This is a genomic window from Pseudomonas sp. 01L34 (assembly GCF_056400265.1).
In genome coordinates, this window is sequence record NZ_JBFTSX010000002.1 from 811155 (window position 1) to 834007 (window position 22853).

Below are 22853 nucleotides of genomic sequence, written 5' to 3' on the forward strand. Positions count from 1 at the left end.
GCTTGACCATGTTTTCCACCAGTTTTTCCTGGAATGACCTGCTGTTCCTGCTCGATGGCGCCTGGGTCACCCTGCAACTGACGTTCTGGTCGATCATCCTCGGCTCCTTCGCCGGGCTGTTGTTTGGCCTGCTGCGAGCGCTGTTGCCACGCGCCAGCCTGCCCCTGGCCTGGGTGCTGGACGTGTTTCGCAGCGTGCCGCTGTTGATCCAGTTCGTGCTGTTCAACTCGCTCAAAAGCATCGTCGGCTTGAACCTCAGCGCCTTCAGCGTCGGCTGCATTGTGCTGGGGGTCTACACCGCCGCGTACTTCACCGAGATCGTGCGCAGCGGCGTGCTGTCGGTGCCGTTCACCTTGCGGCGGGCCAGTCGTTCGCTGGGCCTGAGCTTTTTGCAGGACCTGCGCTGGATCGTCCTGCCAATGGCCACCCGCGTGGCCTTCCCCGGCTGGCTGAACCTGGTGCTCGGGGTGATGAAAGACACCGCGCTGGTGATGTGGATCGGCATCGTCGAACTGCTGCGCGCCTCGCAAACCATCGTCACCCGCATTCAGGAACCGTTGCTGGTGCTGTGCGTCGCGGGCCTTATCTATTACGTCATGAGCCTGGTGGTTGCACGCCTGGGCGCTCGTCTGGAAAGAAGGTGGCAAGAAAATGATTGAGATCGACAACGTACATAAATCCTTCGGCGATCTGGCCGTGGTCAAGGGTGTCAGCCTGACGGTGGACAAGGGCGAAGTGGTGTCGATCATCGGCGGCTCGGGCTCCGGCAAATCGACCCTGCTGATGTGCATCAACGGCCTGGAGCCGATCCAGAAAGGCAACATCCGCGTCGACGGCGTCGAGGTCCATCACAGCGCCACCGACCTCAACCGCCTGCGGCAGAAAATCGGCATCGTGTTCCAGCAATGGAATGCCTTCCCGCACCTGACCGTGCTGGAAAACGTGATGCTGGCGCCGCGCAAGGTCTTGGGCAAAAGCAAGTGCGACGCCGAGGCGCTGGCGGTGCAGCAACTGACCCACGTGGGCCTTGGCGACAAGCTCAAGACCTTCCCCGGCAAGTTGTCCGGAGGCCAGCAGCAACGCATGGCCATCGCCCGCGCCCTGGCCATGTCACCGGACTACATGCTGTTCGACGAAGCCACCTCGGCCCTCGACCCGCAACTGGTCGGCGAGGTGCTGGACACCATGCGCATGCTCGCCGAAGACGGCATGACCATGGTGCTGGTGACCCACGAAATCCGCTTTGCCCGCGATGTGTCCGACCGTGTGGCGTTCTTTCGCAATGGCCTGGTGCACGAGATCGGCTCGCCGGATCAGGTGATTGGCAATCCGATACATGCGGAAACGGCGGCGTTTCTCAAATCAGTGAAATAACGACCGGCGATAAAAGGAGTCAGCCATGCGTTCATCGAAAGTCATTCATGTGGTCAGTTGCCACGCCGAAGGCGAAGTCGGCGATGTGATCGTCGGCGGTGTCGCCCCACCGCCCGGCGCCACCGTGTGGGAGCAATCGCGCTGGATCGCCAAGGATGAAACCCTGCGCAATTTCGTCCTCAACGAACCCCGTGGTGGCGTGTTCCGCCACGTCAACCTGCTGGTGCCGGCCAAGGACCCTCGGGCGCAAATGGCCTGGATCATCATGGAACCGGCCGACACGCCACCGATGTCCGGCTCCAACTCGCTGTGCGTCGCCACGGTGCTGCTCGACAGCGGCATCCTGCCGATGACCGAACCGCAAACCCGGCTGGTGCTCGAAGCGCCCGGCGGCTTGATCGAGGCCGTGGCCGATTGCCGCGACGGCAAGGTCGAACGGGTGGAAATCAAGAACGTGCCCTCCTTCGCTGATCGCCTCGACGCCTGGATCGAAGTCGAAGGCCTCGGCTCGTTACAGGTCGACACCGCGTACGGTGGCGACAGTTTTGTCATCGCCGACGCCAAACGCCTGGGCTTTTCCATCCGCCCTGACGAGGCGGCCGAGCTGGTCGAGGTCGGGTTGAAAATCACCCGCGCGGCCAATGAACAACTGGGCTTCGTCCATCCGCTGAACCCCGAGTGGTCGCATATTTCCTTCTGCCAGATTGCCGCGCCCATCGTGGTTGAAAATGGCATCGCCACCGGGGCCAACGCCGTGGTGATTCAACCCGGCAAGATCGACCGCTCGCCCACCGGTACTGGTTGTTCGGCGCGTATGGCAGTGTTGCAGGCCAAGGGATTGATGCAGGTTGGCGAGCGCTTTATCGGCCGTTCGATCCTCGGTTCCGAATTCCATTGCCGCATCGATTCGATGACCGAAGTGGCCGGCCGCCCGGCGATCTACCCGTGCATTTCCGGCCGGGCCTGGATCACCGGCACCCACCAATTGCTGCTCGACCCCAGCGATCCCTGGCCACAGGGCTATCGCCTGTCAGACACCTGGCCCGGCGCCTGAAACTCCCCCAGACCAACGGCTATAAAAAACCCTGATTGATTGAAAAAACCACTGGCCGAGTATCAGCATTTAAAATATCGTATACGAAATACAAAAACGAACCGGAGGCAACAATGAGCAAGCGCATTAACTGGAGTGGCGTCTTCCCCGCGGTGACCACTCAATTCAACGATGACTTCTCCATCAACCTGGAAAAAACCCACCAGGTGATTTCCAACGTGATCCGTGACGGCGTATCGGGCCTGGTGGTGTGTGGTTCGGTGGGGGAAAACACCTCATTGACCGCCGAAGAAAAAATCGCCGTGACCGAAGTTGCGGTCGACGCTTCCCGCGGCCGCGTGCCGGTGATTTGCGGTGTGGCCGAGTTCACCAGTGTGCAAGCGGCCAAGGTGGCGAATGCGGTGCGCAGGGTCGGTGTCGACGGCGTGATGCTGATGCCGGCGCTGGTCTATGGCTCCAAGCCGTTCGAGACCGCCGAGCATTACCGCTACGTGGCGAAGAACGCCGACGTACCGCTGATGGTTTACAACAACCCGCCGATCTACAAAAACGACGTCACCCCGGACATCCTGATTTCCCTGGCCGACTGCGACAACGTGGTGTGCTTCAAGGATTCCTCCGGCGATACCCGCCGTTTCATCGACGTGCGCAATGAAGTCGGCGACCGTTTCGTGCTGTTCGCAGGTCTCGACGACGTGGTGCTGGAAAGCATCGCGGTGGGTGCCGAAGGCTGGGTCTCGGGCATGTCGAACGTATTCCCGAAAGAAGGCGAGACCATCTTCCGCCTGGCCAAGGCCGGTCGCTTCGCCGAAGCCATGCCGATCTACGAATGGCTGATGCCGATCCTGCACCTCGATGCCCGTGCCGACCTGGTGCAGTGCATCAAACTCTGCGAAGCCATCGCCGGTCGCGGCAGCGCCCTGACCCGTCCGCCACGCCTGGCGCTGCCGCAAGCTGATCGGGAGTTCGTCGAACAGATCATGGCCAAGGCCATGGCCAACCGTCCGGAGTTGCCGGACGTCGGTCTCTGAGTGATTGCCGGGCGGATCCTTGCGGGTCCGGCCCGGCTACCTGTTTTCGCGCCTCTACAGGAAACGTCAGCATGTCCAATCCTCACAGCACCTCCAGCGCAACCACACCCTCGGGACTCAAACGCGTAGTGGCCGCCGCCATGGCCGGCACTGTCGCCGAGTGGTATGAATTCTTTCTCTACGGCACCGCTTCGGCATTGGTCTTCGGCCAGCTGTTCTTCCGTCAGACCGACAGTCCGATCGACGGCATCATCGCCGCCTTCGCCCTGTACGCCGTCGGCTTCCTCGCCCGTCCGTTGGGCGGTCTGGTGTTCGGTCACTACGGTGACAAATTCGGCCGCAAGCGCCTGCTGCAACTGAGCCTGGTGGTGGTTGGCATCACCACGTTCCTGATGGGTTGCCTGCCCGGCTTCGACAGCATCGGCTATGCCGCGCCAGTGTTATTGGTGCTGCTGCGGCTGATTCAGGGCTTTGCCTTTGGGGGCGAATGGGGTGGCGCGATTCTGCTGGTGTCCGAACACTGCCCGGACAATCGCCGGGGCTTCTGGGCCAGTTGGCCGCAAGCCGGGGTGCCGGCCGGTAACCTGGTGGCGACCGTCGCCCTGCTGCTGTTGTCGTCAAACCTGTCGGAACAACAATTCCTCGCTTGGGGCTGGCGCGTGGCGTTCTGGTTCTCGGCGGTGGTGGTGCTGATCGGCTACTGGATTCGCACCAGCGTCGATGACGCGCCGATTTTCAAGGAGGCCCAGGCCCGGCAAGCGCAGACCAAGCAGCAACAACTGGGCGTGGTGGAAGTGCTGCGTCATCACTGGCGCGCGGTGCTGGTGGGGATCGGCGCGCGGTTTGCCGAGAACATCCTCTATTACACCGTGGTCACCTTTTCGATCACCTACCTGAAACTGGTGGTGCACAAGGACACCTCAGAGATTCTGTTGCTGATGTTCGGCGCACACCTGCTGCACTTTTTCCTGATCCCGTTGATGGGCTATCTGTCGGACATCGTGGGCCGCAAACCGGTGTACCTGATCGGCGCGGTGCTCACTGCGTTCTGGGGCTTCATCGGCTTCCCGATGATGGACACCGGTAACAACTGGCTGATCATCGGCGCCATCACCCTGGGCCTGGCCATCGAGTCGATGACCTATGCGCCCTACTCGGCGCTGATGGCCGAAATGTTCCCGACCCACGTGCGCTACACCGCCCTTTCGCTGTGCTACCAGGTGGCGCCGATCTTCGCCGGATCCCTCGCGCCGCTGATCGCCATCACCCTGCTCAACAAGTACCACAGCTCGACACCGATCGCCTGGTACCTGGTGGGCGCTGCGCTGATCTCCATCGTGGCTGTCGGCCTGACCCGGGAAACCCGTGGCAAGTCATTGCACCAGGTGGATGCCGAATCCGCTGCGCGTATTGCTGCGCTGGATAACGCCGTGCCGGCCGCTGCGCTCCGGGGTGATTCGCTGGCCTGAACCGGATCTTTAGTCCGGCAAACATTTGTGGCGAGGGGGCTTGTCGGAACGCCGCATCGCCCCGTTCGACCGCGCAGCGGTCGCAAATCCCTTTCAGGGCCGCTTCGCGACCCAACGGGGGCAAGCCCCCTCGCCACGGGTTTTGTGTTCGACGCGCCTTTTCCTCAATCAAAACTGCCCTTTTTCGACAGGAGTTTTCCATGCCCGAGATCATCGGCCACAACTACATCGGCGGTGCCCGCAGCGCCGCTGGCAACATCGCGATGCAGAGCCATGACGCCAGCACCGGCGCAGCGCTGCCCTATTCGTTCATGCAAGCCACCGTCGAGGAAGTGCACGCCGCAGCCCAAGCCGCCGCTGCCGCTTACCCTGCCTTTCGTAACTTGCCGGCGACATGCCGTGCAGAATTTCTCGAGGCCATCGCCGCGCAACTGGATGCCCTGGATGACGAATTCGTCGCCCTGGTCACCCGCGAAACCGCCCTGCCGACCGCACGCATCCAGGGCGAACGCAGCCGTACCAGCGGCCAGATGCGCCTGTTCGCTCAGGTGCTGCGCCGGGGCGATTTCTACGGGGCGCGCATCGACCGGGCGTTGCCCGAACGTCAGCCTCTGCCACGGGTCGACCTGCGCCAATACCGGATCGGCGTCGGTCCGGTGGCCGTGTTCGGCGCCAGTAACTTCCCGCTGGCCTTTTCCACCGCTGGCGGTGATACCGCGGCTGCTCTGGCCGCCGGTTGCCCGGTGGTGTTCAAGGCCCACAGCGGACACATGGCGACCGCTGAACACGTGGCCGACGCAATCATCCGCGCCGCCGAGCAAACCGACATGCCTAAAGGCGTGTTCAACATGATCTACGGCGCGGGCGTCGGTGAAACGCTGGTCAAGCATCCGGCGATACAGGCCGTCGGTTTCACCGGCTCGCTCAAAGGTGGTCGCGCCCTCTGTGACATGGCCGCCGCACGGCCACAACCGATTCCCGTATTCGCCGAAATGAGCAGCATCAACCCGGTGCTGGTATTGCCTGAAGCCCTGCGCGCACGGGGCGAAAAAATCGCCGGTGAACTGGTGGCGTCGGTGGTTCAGGGGTGCGGTCAGTTCTGTACCAATCCGGGGTTGGTAATCGGTATTGGCTCACCACAGTTCAGCGCGTTCACCGCTCGGCTCAGTGCCTTGATGGCCGAACAGCCGGCGCAAACCATGCTCAACGCCGGCACCCTCGCCAGCTACGAAAAAGGTGTGCAGGCGTTAGTCGACCATCCAGGGATAAGCCATCTGGCAGGCCAGGACCAGCACGGTAATCAAGCCCGGCCGCAACTGTTCAAGGCCGACGTCAGCCTGCTGCTCAAGGGTGATCCGCTGTTGCAGGAAGAAGTGTTCGGCCCGACCACCCTCGTCGTCGAAGTGGCCGATAAAGCCGAGTTACAACAAGCGCTGAACAGTTTGCACGGTCAACTCACCGCCACTTTGATTGGCGAAGAGCAGGACCTGAAGGAACACGCCGATCTGCTGGTGCTGCTGGAACAAAAGGTCGGCCGGGTACTGTTCAATGGCTACCCCACCGGCGTTGAAGTGTGCGATGCGATGGTGCATGGCGGTCCTTACCCGGCGACCTCCGACGCCCGTGGCACGTCGGTCGGCAGCCTGGCCATCGAGCGTTTCCTGCGCCCGGTGTGCTACCAGAACTGCCCGGATGCCTTGCTGCCCGACGCCCTGAAAAACGCCAACCCGCTTGGCATTGCCCGCCTGGTTGATGGCGCCAGCCACCGCGAACCGGTCTGACAACACAACGCTCCTGTGTGGCGAGGGGGCTTGCCCCCGTTCGGCTGCGTAGCAGTCGTAAAAACATTACATGCGGTGTACCTGACACAGCGCGATTGCTGGTTTTGGGGCCGCTTCGCAACCCAACGGGGGCAAGCCCCCTCACCACACAAGCCCCCTCGCCACACAGGCTCGCTTCCACAGGAGTTCGGATTATCAAGTCAGCAGTGCTTTCAGATCGTTGTACAGCGCCTCGGGAATCTGCACGCCCTCCACCAAACTGTGCGCCCGTGCCGCATAACGCCGTTGCGACGGCAAGCGCGCCCCCTGCCCTTCAATCCCTTGAAACAACACCTCGGCCCGGGCCAAGTGCTCTTCAGTGGCCGCGCCCAGAAAACGTCGCGGATCCAGCGCGATGATCAACTCGCCATGGTACGGCGATGACTTGCTGCCCGCGTCGTAAGCCAGTGACTCGGCGCTGGTCAGGTCACCGATCAAAGGCCCGGCAATCAACTCCACCATCGCCGCCAGCGCCGAGCCCTTGTGCCCACCGAACGTCAGCATCGCGCCGCTATCGAGCACCACGTTGGCATCGGTGCTCGGCCGCCCCTCAGCGTCCACGCCCCAGCCCTCGGGAATCGCCTTGCCGGCACGCCGATGCAACTCGATATCGCCACGGGCAATCGCACTGGTGGCGAAGTCGAACACAAACGGATCCTGCCCCACGCGTGGCCAGCCAAAGGCAATGGGATTGGTGCCGAACACCGGCACCCGTCCCCCGGCCGGCGCCACCCAGGCATGGCTCGGATTACACGCCAGCGCCACCAGCCCGGCGGCGGTCAACTGCTCGATCTCCACCCACAGCGCCGAGAAATGCACACAACGATTGATCGCCAGCGCCGCAATCCCGTTGGCCCGGGTTTTCTCTTCCAGTAACGGCAGCCCCGCCTGGAACGCCAACTGCGAAAAACCACCCCCGGCATCCACCCGCACAATCGACGGTGCCTGGTCGATCACCCGTGGCTCGGCGTCGGCCGACACCTTGCCGGCCCGCAGGGAATTCACGCAGCCCAGAATCCGGTACAAACCGTGGGACGCACAGCCATCGCGCTCGCCAGCGATCACCGTCGCCGCCACCGCTTGCGCATGGGCCAGGTTAAAACCGTTGTGCAACAGGATCGATTCGGCCAATTCACGGGCTTCGATCAGGGTCAGTCGAATCATGGTCATCTCCTTGGATAGACCGGTCAGACTGGTCCAGTCCAAGGCTCACGGCTTGATCGCTTTAGGTCGGGTTGATGACGAATTCGGCACATCGCTGAAACAGTCGGACGGCGTATTGCCCGGCCACTCGTCGGGCGACGCAACCCGACTGATTGACAGCGATGGGTGCCTGCGCAATTATTATTACATCGCATGCGATATAAACGTATGCGACACACAAATCACATCATTCGAAACGTTGAGGATCCACCCCATGAGCAAGATCGAAAAAGTCCTGATGACCGGCAAGACTCACACCACCGCCAGCGCCGCTGGCAACACGTCGCGTGGTCATAACGGCAGCCTCGACATTACGCTGTCGTCGCCTGGAAGCGCGAAACCGGCGCACGTGTTCACCGCCATTCAGCCACACCCGACCGCCGAGCAACTGTTCGCCGGTGCATGGTCGGCCTGTTACACCGCCGCTGTCGGGCTGGTGGCCAATGACATGAACGTGGTGCTGCCGTCTGATCTGTCGGTCGACATCGAAGTCGATCTGGGCCAGACCGGTGCGGCGTACTTCCTTCAGGCTCGATTGACGCTCCGCGTGCCGGGTCTGACGCACGACGTTGCGACGACACTGGCGCACACCGCCGATCAAATTTGCCCGTACTCGAAGGCGACGCGCGGCAATATCGACGTGGCCCTGAACGTCCTCACGGTTTAACGCACCGCAATTGGCATTTTTTTTACCCACATACATCGCATGCGCTTTAAGCGCATGCGAATCACAAACCCATACGTGCGGCCGGTCAGACGTTGCTGTCAGACCGGCCACCGTCAACAAATCAGAGCTGTTCCGACACAATCGTATACGAGGTATATTTTGCCTTTGCGAGCCTTCTACTTTGGCCAACGAGGAAGCACATGAAACGCACTGACAAGACCGTCCCCGCTGATCTGAAGCTCTCCGACTTCCTGTGTTTTGCGGTCTATTCCACGAACCTGGCCTTCGGCAAGGCCTACAAGCCGATACTCGAGCACTTGGGGCTCACCTATACGCAATACATCACCATCGTTGCGCTATGGGAGGAAGACCACCAAACCGTGGGCAGCCTTGGCGAGAAGCTGTTTCTCGAATCGAACACGCTCACACCGATCCTGAAGAAACTGGAAGCGATGGGCTACCTGCAAAGGCAACGTGATCCCGAGGACGAGCGGCAGGTGCGGATCAGCCTGACGAAAAGCGGTCGACAGCTACGCGAAGACCGCCCCGAGAAGGGCCTTTCCCACGCAACGGGTCTGGAACCGGAAGAGTTCGCACAGTTGCAGAACGCGATCGTGAAACTGCGCAGCAATCTCATCAAATCGACGAAAGCCGAGGGATGAGCAAAACAAATACCTTGATACCGGAATGAAAAAACGGGCGCCCTGATCGGCGCCCGTTTTTTATTCAAAGGCTCGCTGGCAGGGTTGCGGTTACTGCCCATGAGTACTCCGCTTGTCGCCCCGTTTTGATATGTTTATTTTCATACAGTTGATTTGTGAAATATTTTATGTCATTTATAGCCTCGCAAATCATCAGGACAGTCCACCTCGCCAGACCGGACGGCAGCCCCGTATCACCAACGCCCCATCCAAGGAGTCAACAATATGAACAAGACAGAACTTCTAGGTGCTCTGGCACTGTGCGCCGCAAGCTTGCTGGCACACGCCGACGAGGACAGCCTGCGTATCGGCATCGAAGCCGCCTACCCGCCCTTCTCCTTCAAGACGCCGGAGGGCAATGTCAGTGGTTTCGATTACGACATCGGCAACGCGCTGTGTGCAGAGATGAAGGTCAAATGCGAGTGGGTCATCCAGGAATTCGACGGCATGATCCCGTCGCTCAAAGTGCGCAAGATCGACGCTGTGCTGTCGTCGATGTCGATCACTGAAGACCGGATGAAGTCGGTCGACTTCAGCAAAAAGTACTACCACACGCCGGGCAAGTTCGCGATGAAGACCGGCAGTGTGATCAACGACCCGCTGGTCGATCTCAAAGGCAAGAAAGTCGGCGTGCAACGCGCCTCGACCTACGACCGTTTCGCCACTGAGCAACTGGCGCAAGCCGGCGCCCTGGTGGTCCGCTACGGCTCACAAAATGAAGCCTTCCTCGATCTGGCATCAGGTCGCCTGGACGCCACCCTCGCCGACATCGTCAACACCGATGAGAGCTTCATCAAAACCCCCATAGGTAAAGGTTTCGCTCTGGTGGGGCCGGACATCAACGACCCGAAATACTTCGGCAGAGGCGCCGGGATCGCGGTGCGTAAAGGCGACAGTGCGAACGTTGCACGCCTGAGCGCAGCGATTGACGCCATCCGCGCCAATGGCAAGTACCAGCAAGTGATGGCCAAGTACTTCGCCTTCGATATCTACGGCGAATAAGCCGTTACCCGAAACCCTGGCGCCGGCGTTTGCGGGTGCCACTTCTGGCTTGTCTCGCGCGCCTCCCGGCGCTCGCTTGAGGAACTTCATCATGCTTCACGGCTACGGATCGAGCATTCTCGATGGCGCCTGGCTGACCATTCATCTGGCCCTGACTTCCATGACCATGGCGATTGCCCTGGGTCTGATCGGCGCCGCCTTTCGTCTGTCACCGTTCAAATGGCTGGCGGTGCTGGGCGAAGGCTATACCACCCTGATTCGCGGTATTCCCGACCTGGTGCTGATCCTGCTGATTTTCTACGGCGGCCAGGACCTGGTGAACCGCATTGCCCTCGCGCTCGGTTACACCCGCTACATCGACATCAACCCCTTTATCGCCGGCGTCTGCACCATGGGCTTCATTTTCGGTGCCTATCTCTCGGAAACCTTTCGCGGCGCCTTTATGGCGATCCCTAAAGGTCAGGCAGAAGCCGGTGTGGCTTATGGCATGAGCGGCGCTCAGGTGTTCTGGCGGATTCTGGTGCCGCAGATGATTCGTTTCGCCATCCCGGGGTTCACCAACAACTGGTTGGTGCTGACCAAATCCACCGCGCTGATCTCGGTGATCGGGTTGCAGGACATGATGTTCAAAGCCAAAAACGCAGCGGACGCCACCCATGAGCCGTTCACGTTTTTCCTCGCGGTTGCCGCGCTCTACTTGCTGCTGACCAGCGTGTCATTGCTGGTGCTGCGCTATCTGGAAAAACACTACTCGGTCGGCGTCAAAGCCGCCGAACTGTGACGGGGAGCACAGCCATGATTCTCGACTACAACCTGATCTGGGAAAACCTGCCGCTGTACCTCAATGGCGCCTTGTTGACCCTCAAAGTTCTACTGATTTCCCTGGCCGTTGGCCTGGTGCTGGCGATTCCTTTAGCGCTGATGCGCGTCTCCCGATCGCCGTTGATCAGCTTCCCGGCCTGGCTCTACACCTATGTGATTCGCGGCACCCCGATGCTGGTGCAATTGTTCCTGATCTATTACGGCTTGGCGCAGTTCGAAGCGGTACGCCAAAGCGCGCTCTGGCCTTACCTGTCCAGCGCAACCTTTTGTGCCTGCCTGGCCTTCGCGATCAATACCAGTGCCTATAGCGCGGAACTGCTGGCCGGCAGCTTGAAGGCCACGGCCCACGGCGAGATCGAAGCCGCCAAGGCCATGGGCATGTCGCGCTTTACCTTGTACCGCCGCGTGCTCCTGCCGTCGGCCTTGCGCCGGGCACTGCCGCAATACAGCAACGAAGTGCTGATGATGCTGCAGACCACCAGCCTGGCGTCGATCGTCACCCTGGTCGACATCACCGGAGCCGCTCGTACGGTCAGTTCGCGGTTCTATCTGCCATTCGAGGCGTTCATCACCGCCGGCCTTATCTACCTGGCCCTGACCTTCATCCTGGTTCGTCTGTTCAAGCTGGCCGAGCGCCGCTGGCTGGCGTATCTGGCACCGCGCAAGCACTAAGGAGCTGTTATGGAGCACATTGAATACCTGTTGCCGTGGGGTGCCTCGGGCACAGAACGACGGCTGTCGCTGTTTCGTTTTGGCAGCGGGCCACGCAAGGCCTACATCCAGGCCTCCCTGCATGCCGACGAGTTGCCAGGGATGCGCGTGGCGGTTGAACTTAAGCAGCGTCTGCGCGTGCTGGAAGAACAAGGTCGCCTGAATGGGGTCGTCGAGTTGGTGCCGATGGCCAACCCGATTGGCATCGCCCAGATGTTCCAGGCCACCCATCAAGGCCGTTTTGAGTTCTCCAGCGGGAAGAACTTCAATCGTGATTTTCCAGAGCTGGCCGAAGCTGTGGCGGCGCTGGTGAAAGGTCAACTGGGCACCCACGCCGACGTCAACACCGGGTTGATCCGCCGCGCCATGGCCGATGTTCTCGCCGACATGCCACCGCCGACCTCGGAACTCGATGGCCTGCGCCGCCTGTTGCTTTCACATGCCTGTGACGCCGATGTGGTGCTGGACCTGCACTGCGATTTCGAGTCGATCATGCTGCTTTACGCCATGCCGCAACACTGGCCGCGCCTGCGCTCATTGGCCGCTCGACTGGGTGCCGGCGCCGCATTGCTGGCCGAGGATGCGGGCGGCAGTGCCTTTGATGAAGCCTGCGCGATTCCCTGGTTGCGCCTGGCCGAACTCTTTCCTGAAGCCGATATTTCTTTGGCCTGTGTGGCGACCACCATTGAACTGCGCGGCATGGCCGATACCGAACGCGAGCCCTGCATCGACAGCGCGCAGGCCATTCTCGGCTATCTCGCCGAGCAAGGCCTGATCAGCGGTGACTGGCCGGCCGCGCCACCGACCGAGTGTGAAGCGACGCCATTCGCCGGCGCGCAGTACGCCTATGCGCCGCACCCCGGCGTGGTGAGTTTTCTGCAACCGCTGGGTGCCCGGGTCAGGGTCGGCGACCCGCTGTTCGAAGTGATTGATCCGCTGACCGATCGCCACAGCATCGTGCGCGCCAGCACCGACGGCATCCTCTATGCCCGTGAACGTCTGCGCTTTGCCCAGCCCGGTTTGTGGCTGGCCAAAGTGGCCGGTACTCGCCCTATTCGCCAAGGCCGCTTGCTCAGCGACTGATTCCAGAGAGTTGAAACCATGTACAAACTTGAAATTCAGGATCTTCACAAAAGCTACGGCACCCACGAAGTGCTCAAGGGCGTGTCCCTGGAGGCGAAGGCCGGTGATGTGATCAGCATCATCGGCTCCAGCGGTTCCGGCAAAAGCACCTTCCTGCGTTGCATCAACCTGCTGGAACAGCCCAACGCCGGCAACATCGTGCTCAATGGCGAACCGCTCAAGCTGGTGACCAACAAACTCGGCGGGCTCAAGGCTGCCGAGCCCAAACAGCTACAACGCATGCGTTCGCGGCTATCGATGGTGTTTCAGCACTTCAACCTCTGGTCGCACATGAGCGCCCTTGAAAACGTCATGGAGGCCCCGGTGCATGTGCTGGGCATCAACAAGAAACAGGCGCGGGAAAAGGCCGAGCATTACCTGAACAAAGTCGGCGTGGCGCACCGCATGGACGCCTGGCCGGCGCATATGTCGGGTGGTGAGCAGCAGCGGGTAGCGATTGCCCGGGCGCTGGCCATGGAGCCGGAAGTGATGCTGTTCGATGAACCGACCTCAGCCCTCGACCCCGAGCTGGTCGGCGAGGTGCTGAAAGTCATGCAGGACCTCGCACTCGAAGGCCGCACCATGGTGGTCGTGACCCACGAAATGGGCTTTGCCCGCGAGGTCTCGAACCAGCTGGTGTTCCTGCACAAGGGCCTGGTCGAAGAACGCGGCAACCCACGTGAAGTGCTGGTCAATCCGCAGTCCGAGCGGCTTCGGCAGTTTCTGGCCGGCAGCTTGAAATAACCACCGGCTCGCTCGCCGCTCCCTGGCTTGGCGATGCACAACGAGGTTTGGCATGCGATACACTCCAGCCAACCTCGAACCAAGCCTTCTCCAACCCTTCAGGAACTGTAGAGCCGGACATGCCGACCCCTTCGAAAGACACCACGGTCTATGCCGCGCCGGTGATGCGTAAACTGGCGGAAATCGTTTCCGATCTACAGCCTTCACTGCGCAAGGTGGCGGATTTTATCCTGCGTCACCCGCTAAGGGCCGCGACGCTGACCATCGAAGAAATGGCCCATGAAACCTCCACCTCGCCGGCCGCGGTCAATCGTCTGGCCAAGGCACTGAACCTGGGTGGCTACACCGGCATGAAGGCCGAGCTGGTTGCGACGTTGCAGCAGATGGTGTCGCCGGTCGACAAACTGCGCAACGAACTGGCGCATCGTCCTGGCGGTGCATTTGGCCTGCATGAGCAAATCCAGAGCGCCACCAGCAACCTCGCCACGGCAGCCACCAACAACCACGCCGACACCTTTGAAGCCTTCGTCACCCGCCTGATCGAAGCGCGCAAAATCTACATCCTGGGCTTTGGCAACAGCGTCTACTTCGCCGGCCTCGCCGCCTCGACCCTGATGCCCTTCTGTGCAGACGCCACCGCCATCAGCATGGAGGGCGGCAACGAAAACGCCGCTTACCGCCTGGCCGCCATCACCGATCAGGATGTGTTGCTGGCGATCTCCCTGCCGCGCTATTCCCTCGATACCCTGCAACTCGCCCGCTTCGCCAATGAGCGCGGCGCCTCGGTGCTGGCGATCACCGACTCACCCGCATCGCCGCTCACCAGCATTGCCGAACACGTGCTGTTTGCCCCCGCCGACCATCCGGTAATGACCAGCTCCAACATCGCCGTGCTCGCCTTGATCGAAGGTTTGGTGGCGGGTGTGATGGCGCGCAATAAAGAAGCGGTCAAGTTGGCGACCGAGCTGACTGAAAGCGTGATGTCTTATTTGCATATTCCTGCCAGCAGCAAATCGTCGAAGAAGTGATATCGGTGTCGCAGGGATTGCTCAGAGCAAGTGCCCAGCCCAGATCTTGCGATTGACCAGGTCGGCTGCGATTTCGATAAAGGCATCTCCGACGAATTTGGCAGCCGGGCTGACGCGCCTGTCCGCGGGAAAGACCAAGACCAATTTACGCATTGGAACGGGGTCGACCAACGGTGCCGCACTGAGCACGCCCGCTTCGATTTGCGCGTAAATCGAGGCCAACGGCAAAGCGGTCAAACCGAAGCCATTGCGGACCAGGTCGATCATCGCGCCGAAGGAATCGGCTTCAACGCTGGTCTTGAGCTTGATCCCGACTTCACGCGCACAATTATCCAAAATCACCCGAAGGCCATGTCGGGCGCTGGGCAATACCAACTGTTGCTCGGCCAGCGACGCGAACGACACCGGCGTATCAAGACGCAGGTTGGCGCTGGCAGGGCCGACCAGCAGCAGGTTTTCCATCATCACCGGCACGATACGCAGCGTGTGCAGGGGTTGCGGATCGTAGGAAATCGCCAGTTCCAACTCGCCACGCTGAACCCAATCCAGCAGGTAGCCGCTGAAGGCCGAGGAAAACCTGATGCCGAGATTCGGATGCGCCTCTTTGATCTTGCGAACCAGAGGGACGGTGACGATTTCCGCGACCGTCGGCGTTGTCCCGATGACCACCGTTCCACGGAAAGAGGTTTTTCCGCCCACCACCGAGCTTCGGATGGACTCCATCTCTTCCATGATTCGGGTGGCATGGGCCAGCACTTCGCGGCCGGCCTCGGTAATTTCCATGCCTCGCCCATGTCGGTCGAACAGGTAGGTGCCGAGTTCCTTTTCCAGTAACCGGATTTGCCGGCTCAGGGCCGGCTGCGCGATGTGAAGACGATCCGAGGCCTTGCTGAGACTGCCCAGCTCGGCCACATGAATCAGGGTCTTGAGTTGAACGACATCCATTACCAGGCCAGTCAGCATCGGGCTCGGCGCGATATGCGTCGAAAGTGCTGTGAGTGTAATCGCATTTGCGCACCTTGGAATGCCCCGCCAACCGTGTATCGCGAGGCCTCAAGACTGGCGAGTCGGCTGTATCCCCCAGCGCGCCGGGGCTGCACGCCAAGCTATAGAATTCAGGTATATCAGTTAGGCCTGCCTGACGGCTTATTAGCCTCCTGACTCTGCGGTAGCGTGCAATCAACGTCGGCGCCAAAGAGCGCTCGACTCACTACAAGAATAAGATTCGAGGGCTCGCGCCATGATGTTCAATGCTTCGTCTTACCTGACCTGTCCGATTTCCCCCGGCCACGTACAGCTCGCCATGCTCGTGCATCCTCCCTCCCCTTTCTCTTCAGTAAACCCGGCCACGAACGAGTTCACGCCGCTTCGTTAAACCCGACAACCCATCGAGCCAGTCACGTCGGACACGCATCAGCGTGCTCCTCGTATCGCCTCGCCTTGAAGAAAGGGTGAACAGCATGTCCGCATCAATCACAGACACCAAAGACCACGCTGCCGCAGCCGCTCCGATGAGAGCGCCGAACCGCGTCAAAGCCATCATGGGTGCCTGCTCGGGCAATCTGGTGGAGTGGTACGACTTTTTCATTTACGCCTACACCGCCATCTATTTTGCCGCTTCGTTTTTCCCCAAGGGGGACACCACCAGCCAGTTATTGTCGACTGCGGGTGTCTTCGCCGTCGGCTTTTTCATGCGCCCGCTCGGCGGCTGGATCTTCGGCTGGATTGCCGACACCCGTGGCCGCAAGGTGTCGATGATTATCTCGGTGTTCATGATGTGCGCCGGCTCACTGCTGATCGCCGTCATGCCCACCTACGCAACCATAGGCGTCGCGGCACCGATTCTGCTGGTGGTGGCCAGGTTGATTCAGGGCCTGTCCGTCGGCGCGGAGTACGGCACCGGCGCCACCTACATCAGCGAAATTGCGACACCAGGTCGTCGCTGTTTCTATGGTTCCTTCCAGTACTTCACCATCATTGCCGGTCAGTTGCTGGCCTTGATGACCGTGGTCATTCTCCAGCAAACCCTGACCGGCGAAGAGTTGCGCGAATGGGGCTGGAGGATTCCGTTCTTCATCGGCGCCCTGAGCTCGATCGTGGTGGTGTATCTGCGGCGGGCCATGCATGAAACCGCGACCAAAAAAGACATGAACCGCAAAGATGCCGGCTCTCTGCGCGGCCTGTTCAAACACAAACGGGCGGTCGCGCTGGTGGTGGCGTTCACCATCGGCGGATCGCTGTACTTCTACACCTTCACCACCTACATGCAGAAATTCCTGGTGATCTCCGCAGGCTTCAGCCCGGAAACGGTGAGCTTCATCATGACCGCCGCCCTGGTCGGCTTCATGTTCTGCCAGCCGCTCTTTGGCCTGCTCGCTGACCGTATCGGGATCAAGGCGCACATGCTGATGTTTTCCGGGTTCGCCATGTTGCTGGTGATCCCCCTGCTCTATTCATTGCAGTCGGTCAGCAGTCCGTTTATGGCGTTTCTGCTGGTGTTTGGCGGGCTGGCCATCGCATCGCTCTACACTCCGATCGCCGGGATCGTCAAAGCCGAGCTGTTTCCGCCGGCAGTGCGCGCTTTGGGTGTGGGCTTTCCGTATGCCGTCGGCAATGCGGCATTCGGCGGCACCGCCGAGTACGTCGCCTTGTCGCTGCGATCCCAGGGGATCGAGGAGTATTTTTTCTTCTATGTCGCAGCGGTAGTGACCATCACCTTCATCGCCGCGATGTTGATGCCGAATCTGTCTCGCTACGGGTACATCAGCGGTTCGGGTGAAGTCGAAGAGCGCACCGGGCTCAAGGGTTATTCAAAACCGAGCGCTGCCGGGGTCTGACCAAGAAATTTGAGCGCCAAAAGTCCTGTGGGAGCGCGCGGTGCCGCGATCCCACAGGTTCTGCGCCCTGTTTTGTTATTGCGCAGTGCTCGCCTGGAAATCGGCGATCTGTTGCCACATCGCGATCGGATTGGAATACATCGGGAAATGCCCACACTCGGGAATGGGCGCCAGCCGCACACCTTCAGCCTGGATGTGTGGCAAGTAGGACAATGACGCGTTCTGTTCGCCGTACATGAACATGCGCGGGCATTTCAAACCGAGGAACTTGTCCATCAGGTCGGCGTTATCGGAGAGGTCGACCATCGACTGAAAAATCCCTCGCACCGCACCGGCACGCACCTTGTGCCGCAAGCTCGCGGAATAGAGTGCGCTGGCATACGCCGGGGCGTGTCGGGCGCGTTCGATGAAAGCGGCGAAAAACGCCTCGGGATCGTCGCTCGGATAATCGACTATCTGCCGGCTGAGGAAGCAGTCTTCCGGGGCGATATTGCCCTCGATATCGACAAAGCTGAGCACCCGATCCGGGAACTGATGGGCCAGCATCAGCGCGGTCAGCCCGCCCATTGAGTGGCCGACCAGATGGAAGCGCTCGATACCGAAATGCGCCAGCACTTGCAGCGCCGTCTGCAGCAGAAAGGGAATGGAAATCCTGGAAAGGTCACTGCACTGGCTTTCACCGCAACCCGGTGCGTCGTAAGCAACGAAAGGGTGACCGGCAAACGCGGGCTGCCGCACGATGTCGGCATAGTCCTCTTTGGTCGAACCAAACCCATGCAGGAACACAATCGGCGCCAGCACGCCGTCGCGATGGATGGCGGCCATGTTCAGCTGGACACCCTCCACCGTCAGAGGGAGTTGCACGTGAGTGAACGTTTCTGGTGAGGGCACGATGTTGGACTCCTTGAGCGGAAAGGTTGCGCCGAGCCTGGGTTGCCGGCAGCCTGGCTCGCAATTTCAAGGCAATCGGGTGTTCTGTAAATTCCTGATTGAGGAAGGCTTTCATAGGTCAATCCTATGAATCAGTGTTCACACACAATCCCTGCGCCAACTCACACCTTGGCCCGGAACCGGGCAACGACGTCCTCCACCACCGGATTGGGCCGATCGGCATTCCAGGCCACTGCGGTGGTCACGACATTGAGCTTCTGGCTCAGCGCCCGAAACACAACGTTGTCCGGCGCCAGTTTTTTCAGTGACGCCGGCACCAGTGCGATGCCTTGGCCATAGCTGACAAAAGCAATTTGCGAAGCGACGGAACGCACTTCATGCAGCACCCGAGGGGAAAACCCGCTGGCCCGGCAGGTCGCGATCAGATTGTCGAAGTACACCGGGCTGACCTTGCGGGAAAACATTACCAACGGCTCATTGGACAGACTGGACAGACTGATGCGTGTGCGCGAAGCCAAGGGGTGATCACTGGGCAGCGCCACCACCAGGCGATCCTCCAACAGCGGCAGTGAATTGATCGAAGCGCCAAGATCACCGTCCAGCCGGGCGAAGGCCAAATCGATATCACCGGCCTCCAGTGCCGGGACGGCTTCGACGCTGTCGATTTCGCGCACGGACACGGTGAGGTGCGGGTAATCGTTCTTCAACTGCTCGATCAGCCCCGGCAACACATCGAACATCGCCGTGGAAATCGCACCAATGGTCAACATCCCCGACTGCCCCGCCACCGCCTCCTCCACGGCGAGTTCCAGACGCTCCAGTTGGTCGGCGAACTTGCGCACCGCCGGCAGGATCGCGGCGCCAACAGGGGTCAGTTTCGCCCCGCGTCGCGAACGGTCGAACAGCTTGACCTTGAGCGCCTGCTCCAACACCTGTATCTGCTCGCTCAGCGGTGGCTGGGACATGCCCAGGCGTTTGGCCGCGCGGCCGAAATTCTGTTCTTCGGCCACAGCGAGGAACAACCAGAGGTGACGAATCAGACGAAAATTGATCATGGCTAATCCATAGGTTTAACGTATCTAACGTATCTGTGATTAGTAATATACCTATCAAATTGTCTCACTGACACTGGGCGCCTCCGTCACCACAGGGGCTTTCCCATGATCAATAAAAGTTTGCTGGATCGCTTGGCGGCGCTGGATACCAATACGGTTTCCGATGCGCTCGACTTCCTCGGCCTGCCGGGTGCCACCGTTGGGCTGCGCCCGTTGTGGAACTGCCCAAGGATCGTCGGCCGCGCCAGCACGGTGCTACTGGCGCCAAAATCCGACAGTGCGCCCACAGTGCACCTGATTACCCCGGTGGTTGAACAGATCGACAGCGACGATCGCGTGCTGGTGATCGCCGGCGGTATCGAAGGCATCTCCTGCTGGGGTGACATCCTCGCAAACGCAGCGGCCGGCAAGAAAGTGCGCGGCACGGTGATCGACGGTTTCAGTCGCGACATCGACGGTAGCGAAGCCATCGGTTACCCGGTTTACGGCCGTGGCGTGACCATGATCAGCGCGCGCAATCGGGTGGTGCAGATCGATGCTGGCGTGACGATCAACGTCGCCGGCGTCGATGTCAGCGAGAACGACTATGTCATCGCCGATACCTGCGGCACGGTGTTCGTGCCCTCAACCCATATTGAGAAAGTGGTCGACCTTGGCGAGCGTATTGCTCGCCGCCAGGACGGCATGGTCGAGGCAGTCCGCAGCGGTCGCTCGGTAGCCGAAGTGATGCATGACACCCAATTCGAAGCGATCCACGTGGAGCACGCCTGATGAACATCGAAGACAAAGAACTGGTCGCCTTGTTTGAAGGTCTGGACACTCCGGGTGTCTCCGATGCCTTGGACAAACTTGGCCTGCCCGGCCAATGCCTCGGTGTGGCGCCACTGGACAACTACAGCAAGGTCATCGTCGGTCCGGCGTTCACCGTGCAATACGTCTCGGCTAGCGTACCGCCTGGCACCGTGGGCGATTTCATCGAAGACGTGGCGCCCGGCGACGTGGTGGTCATCGACAACGGCGGCCGCACCGACTGCACCGTCTGGGGCGACATCATGACCCAGTACGCCGGCACCCGGCAGATCGCCGCCACGGTCATCGACGGCGTATGCCGTGACGTGAACAAGGCGCTGGGCGATGGCTATCCGATCTTCAGCAAGGGCCGCTTCATGCGCACCGGCAAAGACCGGGTGCAGGTGCAGTCGGTCAACCAGCCAGTGTCGATCGGCACCGCACGGGTCTGCTCCCGAGACATCGTGGTCGCCGACGCCAACGGCGTGGTGATCGTGCCTCGCGCGCGTGCGGCGGAAGTGGCGGCGTGTGCCCGTCAGATCGAATCGGTCGAAGCCGACATTCGTGCCCTGATCGCTCAGGGCAAAACCCTTAAGGAAGCCCGGGCCGCCCTGGGCTACCACAGCCTGCAGAGGAAAGCCTGATGAGCACGCTCCCCTTCCCCGCGGATTTTCACCAACGGGCAAAAGTACTGGGCAGTTCGACGCTGTATGAAGCGTCCCATCTGCCCTGCGCGGTCGACAGTGTGATCCGCCCGATCTGGGACGGCGCCTTCATCGCCGCCCCCGCCTACCCGCTGGAATGTTCGCCGGGCGACAACCTGGCCCTGCACCTGGCGATGGAACGAGTGCCCCGTGGCAGCGTACTGGTCGTGGGCACGGGTGGTTTCATCGCCGGTTACTGGGGCGAAGTGCTCACCGTGGCGGCCGAAGCGGCTGGCGTGGTAGGTCTGGTGATCGATGGCGGCGTACGCGATATCGCGGCCCTGAAGAAACGCCAGTTCCCGGTATTTGCCCGTGGCATCTCGGTCAAAGGCACGGTCAAGGCCAGCGCCCCGTCGGTGGGGCAACCGTTCAATTTCAACGGTGCCTTGGTGGCTCAGGGTGATCTGGTGGTGGCCGACGATGACGGCGTCATCATCATCCCCAAGGCGGATGCGGCGCGTACCCTGGCCGAAGGCGAGGTGCGCGCGAACAAGGAAACGCAGATGATGCAGGCGCTGACCGAAGGCCGCTCGACCCTGGAACTGATGAACCTGACCGAGTGGAGAACCCGCGCATGAGCGTTGATATCCAACGACTGAACCAGCGCCTGGCCAGCGCGCAACCTTCCGCGACCTACCGGATCATGGACCGGGTGGCGGAACGCCGGGCACAAGGCGCGAAGATCATTTCGCTGTGCGCCGGCGAGCCCGACTTCGATACCCCCAGGCATGTGCGCGAAGCGGCCATTAATGCCATTGAACACGGCCATACCCGCTACACCCAGGTCGCCGGGGTCCGTTCACTGCGAGAAGCAGTGGCCGCCAAATTCCGCCGCGAGAATGGCCTGGACGTCACCTGGCAAGACACCCTCGTCTGCAACGGTGGCAAACAGGTGATCTACAACGCCCTGGCTGCAACACTCAACGAGGGCGACCAGGTTATCGTGCCGGCGCCGTACTGGGTCAGCTACCCGGAGATGGTGCAACTGTGCGGCGGTGAAGCGCAGATCGTTACCTGCGATGCCAGCACCGGCTTCAAACTGACGCCCTCGGCGCTGGCCGCCGCGATCACCCCGCAGACCCGCTGGTTGATCCTCAATTCACCGTCCAATCCCACCGGCGCGGTGTACAGCGAAGCTGAGCTTCGCGCACTGGCGGCGGTGTTGCTGGATCATCCCCACGTACTGATCCTGGCCGATGACATCTATGAGCACCTGATCTTCGACGATCAAACGTTCCATACCCTGGCCCAGGTTGAACCACGGCTGGCAGCACGAACCCTGACCATGAACGGTGTCTCCAAGGCCTACGCCATGACCGGCTGGCGCATCGGTTTTGCCACCGGGCCGCGCTGGTTGCTGGAGGCCATGGAAAAACTCCAGGGCCAGCAGACCTCTGGTGCGAGTTCTGTCTCGCAACAAGCCGCACTCGCCGCGCTGGAAGGGCCGAAAGATTTCATTCGCGAAAGCCGTGCAGTGTTCCAGAGTCGTCGCGATTTGATGGTGGCGCTGCTGAACGATACGCCAGGTCTTGAATGCGTGAGTCCGGCCGGAGCCTTTTACGCATTTGCCTCCTGTGCCGGCTTGATCGGCCGTACCTCGGCGGGCGGTCGAGTGCTGCACACCGACGAAGATGTGGCCCACGCGCTGCTCGACGAAGCAGATGTGGCCGTGGTGCATGGCAGCGCTTTTGGCCTTGGCCCGTACATTCGCATTGCCTATGCGTTGGATGATGCGTCATTGCGCAAGGCTTGCGAGGCGATACGCGCGTTCTGTGCGGCTCTGCGTTAACTCGAATATGGAACAGGCAAAACCCGAATAAACGACAAAG

General features: G+C 60.9%; 23 protein-coding genes. 19 read left to right on the forward strand and 4 right to left on the reverse strand.

All coding sequences use genetic code 11. The features are described 5' to 3' along the window. Positions 1-8: 8 nt before the first annotated feature. The 6 genes from AC1DQM_RS08350 to AC1DQM_RS08375 all read left to right on the forward strand — a co-directional run bounded on the left by AC1DQM_RS08350 (position 9) and on the right by AC1DQM_RS08375 (position 6709). Positions 9-659 carry an amino acid ABC transporter permease gene (locus AC1DQM_RS08350; RefSeq protein WP_018928303.1) on the forward strand — a complete coding sequence of 217 codons (651 nt, stop codon included), beginning with the start codon at positions 9-11 and terminating at the stop codon, positions 657-659. After that, positions 652-1374, forward strand: coding sequence for an amino acid ABC transporter ATP-binding protein (locus tag AC1DQM_RS08355; protein WP_064616854.1), 723 nt, complete (start codon positions 652-654; stop codon positions 1372-1374). Before AC1DQM_RS08350 ends, AC1DQM_RS08355 begins: the two co-directional genes overlap by 8 nt. A gap of 25 nt (positions 1375-1399) precedes the next feature. Further along, positions 1400-2428 (forward strand): trans-3-hydroxy-L-proline dehydratase, encoded by a 1029-nt coding sequence (locus tag AC1DQM_RS08360; protein ID WP_096480776.1) that lies wholly within the window; start codon positions 1400-1402, stop codon positions 2426-2428. Between the two features lie 113 nt (positions 2429-2541). Then, a complete protein-coding gene (locus AC1DQM_RS08365) occupies positions 2542-3459 on the forward strand; it encodes a dihydrodipicolinate synthase family protein (protein WP_018928306.1) in 918 nt (305 codons plus the stop codon). 71 nt (positions 3460-3530) lie between these two features. Next, positions 3531-4928, forward strand: coding sequence for a fosfomycin efflux MFS transporter AbaF (abaF, locus tag AC1DQM_RS08370; protein ID WP_477746007.1), 1398 nt, complete (start codon positions 3531-3533; stop codon positions 4926-4928). 200 nt (positions 4929-5128) lie between these two features. Beyond that, complete coding sequence (locus AC1DQM_RS08375) at positions 5129-6709, forward strand: aldehyde dehydrogenase (NADP(+)) (protein ID WP_477746008.1); 1581 nt, start codon at positions 5129-5131, stop codon at positions 6707-6709. Positions 6710-6904: 195 nt separating this feature from the next. Here AC1DQM_RS08375 and AC1DQM_RS08380 read toward each other — a convergent pair whose 3' ends face one another. Continuing rightward, entirely contained in the window at positions 6905-7912 is a 1008-nt protein-coding gene (locus tag AC1DQM_RS08380; RefSeq protein WP_457326885.1) for an Ldh family oxidoreductase, read from the reverse strand. Positions 7913-8165: 253 nt separating this feature from the next. Here AC1DQM_RS08380 and AC1DQM_RS08385 point away from each other — a divergent pair, with 253 nt between their 5' ends. The 8 genes from AC1DQM_RS08385 (at position 8166) to AC1DQM_RS08420 (ending at position 14748) form a co-directional block, all read left to right on the forward strand. Continuing rightward, positions 8166-8618 carry an Ohr family peroxiredoxin gene (locus AC1DQM_RS08385; protein WP_019649553.1) on the forward strand — a complete coding sequence of 151 codons (453 nt, stop codon included), beginning with the start codon at positions 8166-8168 and terminating at the stop codon, positions 8616-8618. Between the two features lie 200 nt (positions 8619-8818). Then, the gene (locus AC1DQM_RS08390) at positions 8819-9280 is read left to right on the forward strand and encodes a MarR family winged helix-turn-helix transcriptional regulator (protein ID WP_477746009.1); all 462 of its coding nucleotides are present in this window, start codon (positions 8819-8821) and stop codon (positions 9278-9280) included. Between the two features lie 264 nt (positions 9281-9544). Continuing rightward, the gene (locus tag AC1DQM_RS08395; RefSeq protein WP_477746010.1) at positions 9545-10321 is read left to right on the forward strand and encodes an ABC transporter substrate-binding protein; all 777 of its coding nucleotides are present in this window, start codon (positions 9545-9547) and stop codon (positions 10319-10321) included. A 91-nt stretch (positions 10322-10412) separates the two neighbouring features. After that, a complete protein-coding gene (locus AC1DQM_RS08400) occupies positions 10413-11102 on the forward strand; it encodes an ABC transporter permease (RefSeq protein ID WP_138867101.1) in 690 nt (229 codons plus the stop codon). A gap of 14 nt (positions 11103-11116) precedes the next feature. Beyond that, positions 11117-11815: an ABC transporter permease gene (locus AC1DQM_RS08405; RefSeq protein ID WP_007940246.1), complete on the forward strand. Its 699-nt coding sequence runs from the start codon at positions 11117-11119 to the stop codon at positions 11813-11815. A 9-nt stretch (positions 11816-11824) separates the two neighbouring features. Beyond that, on the forward strand, positions 11825-12937 hold the full coding sequence (locus AC1DQM_RS08410) for a succinylglutamate desuccinylase/aspartoacylase family protein (RefSeq protein ID WP_192379299.1): 1113 nt from the start codon (positions 11825-11827) through the stop codon (positions 12935-12937). A gap of 18 nt (positions 12938-12955) precedes the next feature. Then, on the forward strand, positions 12956-13720 hold the full coding sequence (locus AC1DQM_RS08415; protein ID WP_477744340.1) for an ABC transporter ATP-binding protein: 765 nt from the start codon (positions 12956-12958) through the stop codon (positions 13718-13720). Between the two features lie 119 nt (positions 13721-13839). Continuing rightward, positions 13840-14748, forward strand: a complete 909-nt coding sequence (locus tag AC1DQM_RS08420; RefSeq protein ID WP_007940239.1) for a MurR/RpiR family transcriptional regulator — start codon at positions 13840-13842, stop codon at positions 14746-14748. Between the two features lie 21 nt (positions 14749-14769). On the opposite strand, the gene AC1DQM_RS08425 is transcribed toward AC1DQM_RS08420, so the two are convergent. Beyond that, entirely contained in the window at positions 14770-15711 is a 942-nt protein-coding gene (locus tag AC1DQM_RS08425; RefSeq protein WP_477746011.1) for a LysR substrate-binding domain-containing protein, read from the reverse strand. A 497-nt stretch (positions 15712-16208) separates the two neighbouring features. Here AC1DQM_RS08425 and AC1DQM_RS08430 point away from each other — a divergent pair, with 497 nt between their 5' ends. Further along, complete coding sequence (locus AC1DQM_RS08430) at positions 16209-17585, forward strand: MFS family transporter (RefSeq protein WP_477746012.1); 1377 nt, start codon at positions 16209-16211, stop codon at positions 17583-17585. A 75-nt stretch (positions 17586-17660) separates the two neighbouring features. Here the strand turns inward: AC1DQM_RS08430 and AC1DQM_RS08435 are convergent, their stop codons facing one another. Further along, on the reverse strand, positions 17661-18476 hold the full coding sequence (locus AC1DQM_RS08435) for an alpha/beta fold hydrolase (RefSeq protein ID WP_477746013.1): 816 nt from the start codon (positions 18474-18476) through the stop codon (positions 17661-17663). Between the two features lie 161 nt (positions 18477-18637). Continuing rightward, positions 18638-19531, reverse strand: coding sequence for a LysR family transcriptional regulator (locus AC1DQM_RS08440; protein ID WP_018928348.1), 894 nt, complete (start codon positions 19529-19531; stop codon positions 18638-18640). Positions 19532-19636: 105 nt separating this feature from the next. Here AC1DQM_RS08440 and AC1DQM_RS08445 point away from each other — a divergent pair, with 105 nt between their 5' ends. Genes AC1DQM_RS08445 through AC1DQM_RS08460 form a run of 4 tightly spaced genes read left to right on the forward strand, consistent with a single transcriptional unit; the run spans position 19637 to position 22813 of the window. Continuing rightward, a complete protein-coding gene (locus AC1DQM_RS08445; protein ID WP_111453658.1) occupies positions 19637-20302 on the forward strand; it encodes an RraA family protein in 666 nt (221 codons plus the stop codon). Next, positions 20302-20964: an RraA family protein gene (locus AC1DQM_RS08450; RefSeq protein WP_018928350.1), complete on the forward strand. Its 663-nt coding sequence runs from the start codon at positions 20302-20304 to the stop codon at positions 20962-20964. Before AC1DQM_RS08445 ends, AC1DQM_RS08450 begins: the two co-directional genes overlap by 1 nt. Further along, positions 20964-21602, forward strand: coding sequence for an RraA family protein (locus tag AC1DQM_RS08455; protein ID WP_018928351.1), 639 nt, complete (start codon positions 20964-20966; stop codon positions 21600-21602). The genes AC1DQM_RS08450 and AC1DQM_RS08455 overlap by 1 nt, the downstream gene beginning before the upstream one ends. Continuing rightward, the gene (locus AC1DQM_RS08460) at positions 21599-22813 is read left to right on the forward strand and encodes a pyridoxal phosphate-dependent aminotransferase (protein WP_477746014.1); all 1215 of its coding nucleotides are present in this window, start codon (positions 21599-21601) and stop codon (positions 22811-22813) included. The genes AC1DQM_RS08455 and AC1DQM_RS08460 overlap by 4 nt, the downstream gene beginning before the upstream one ends. The last annotated feature ends 40 nt before the right edge of the window (positions 22814-22853 follow it).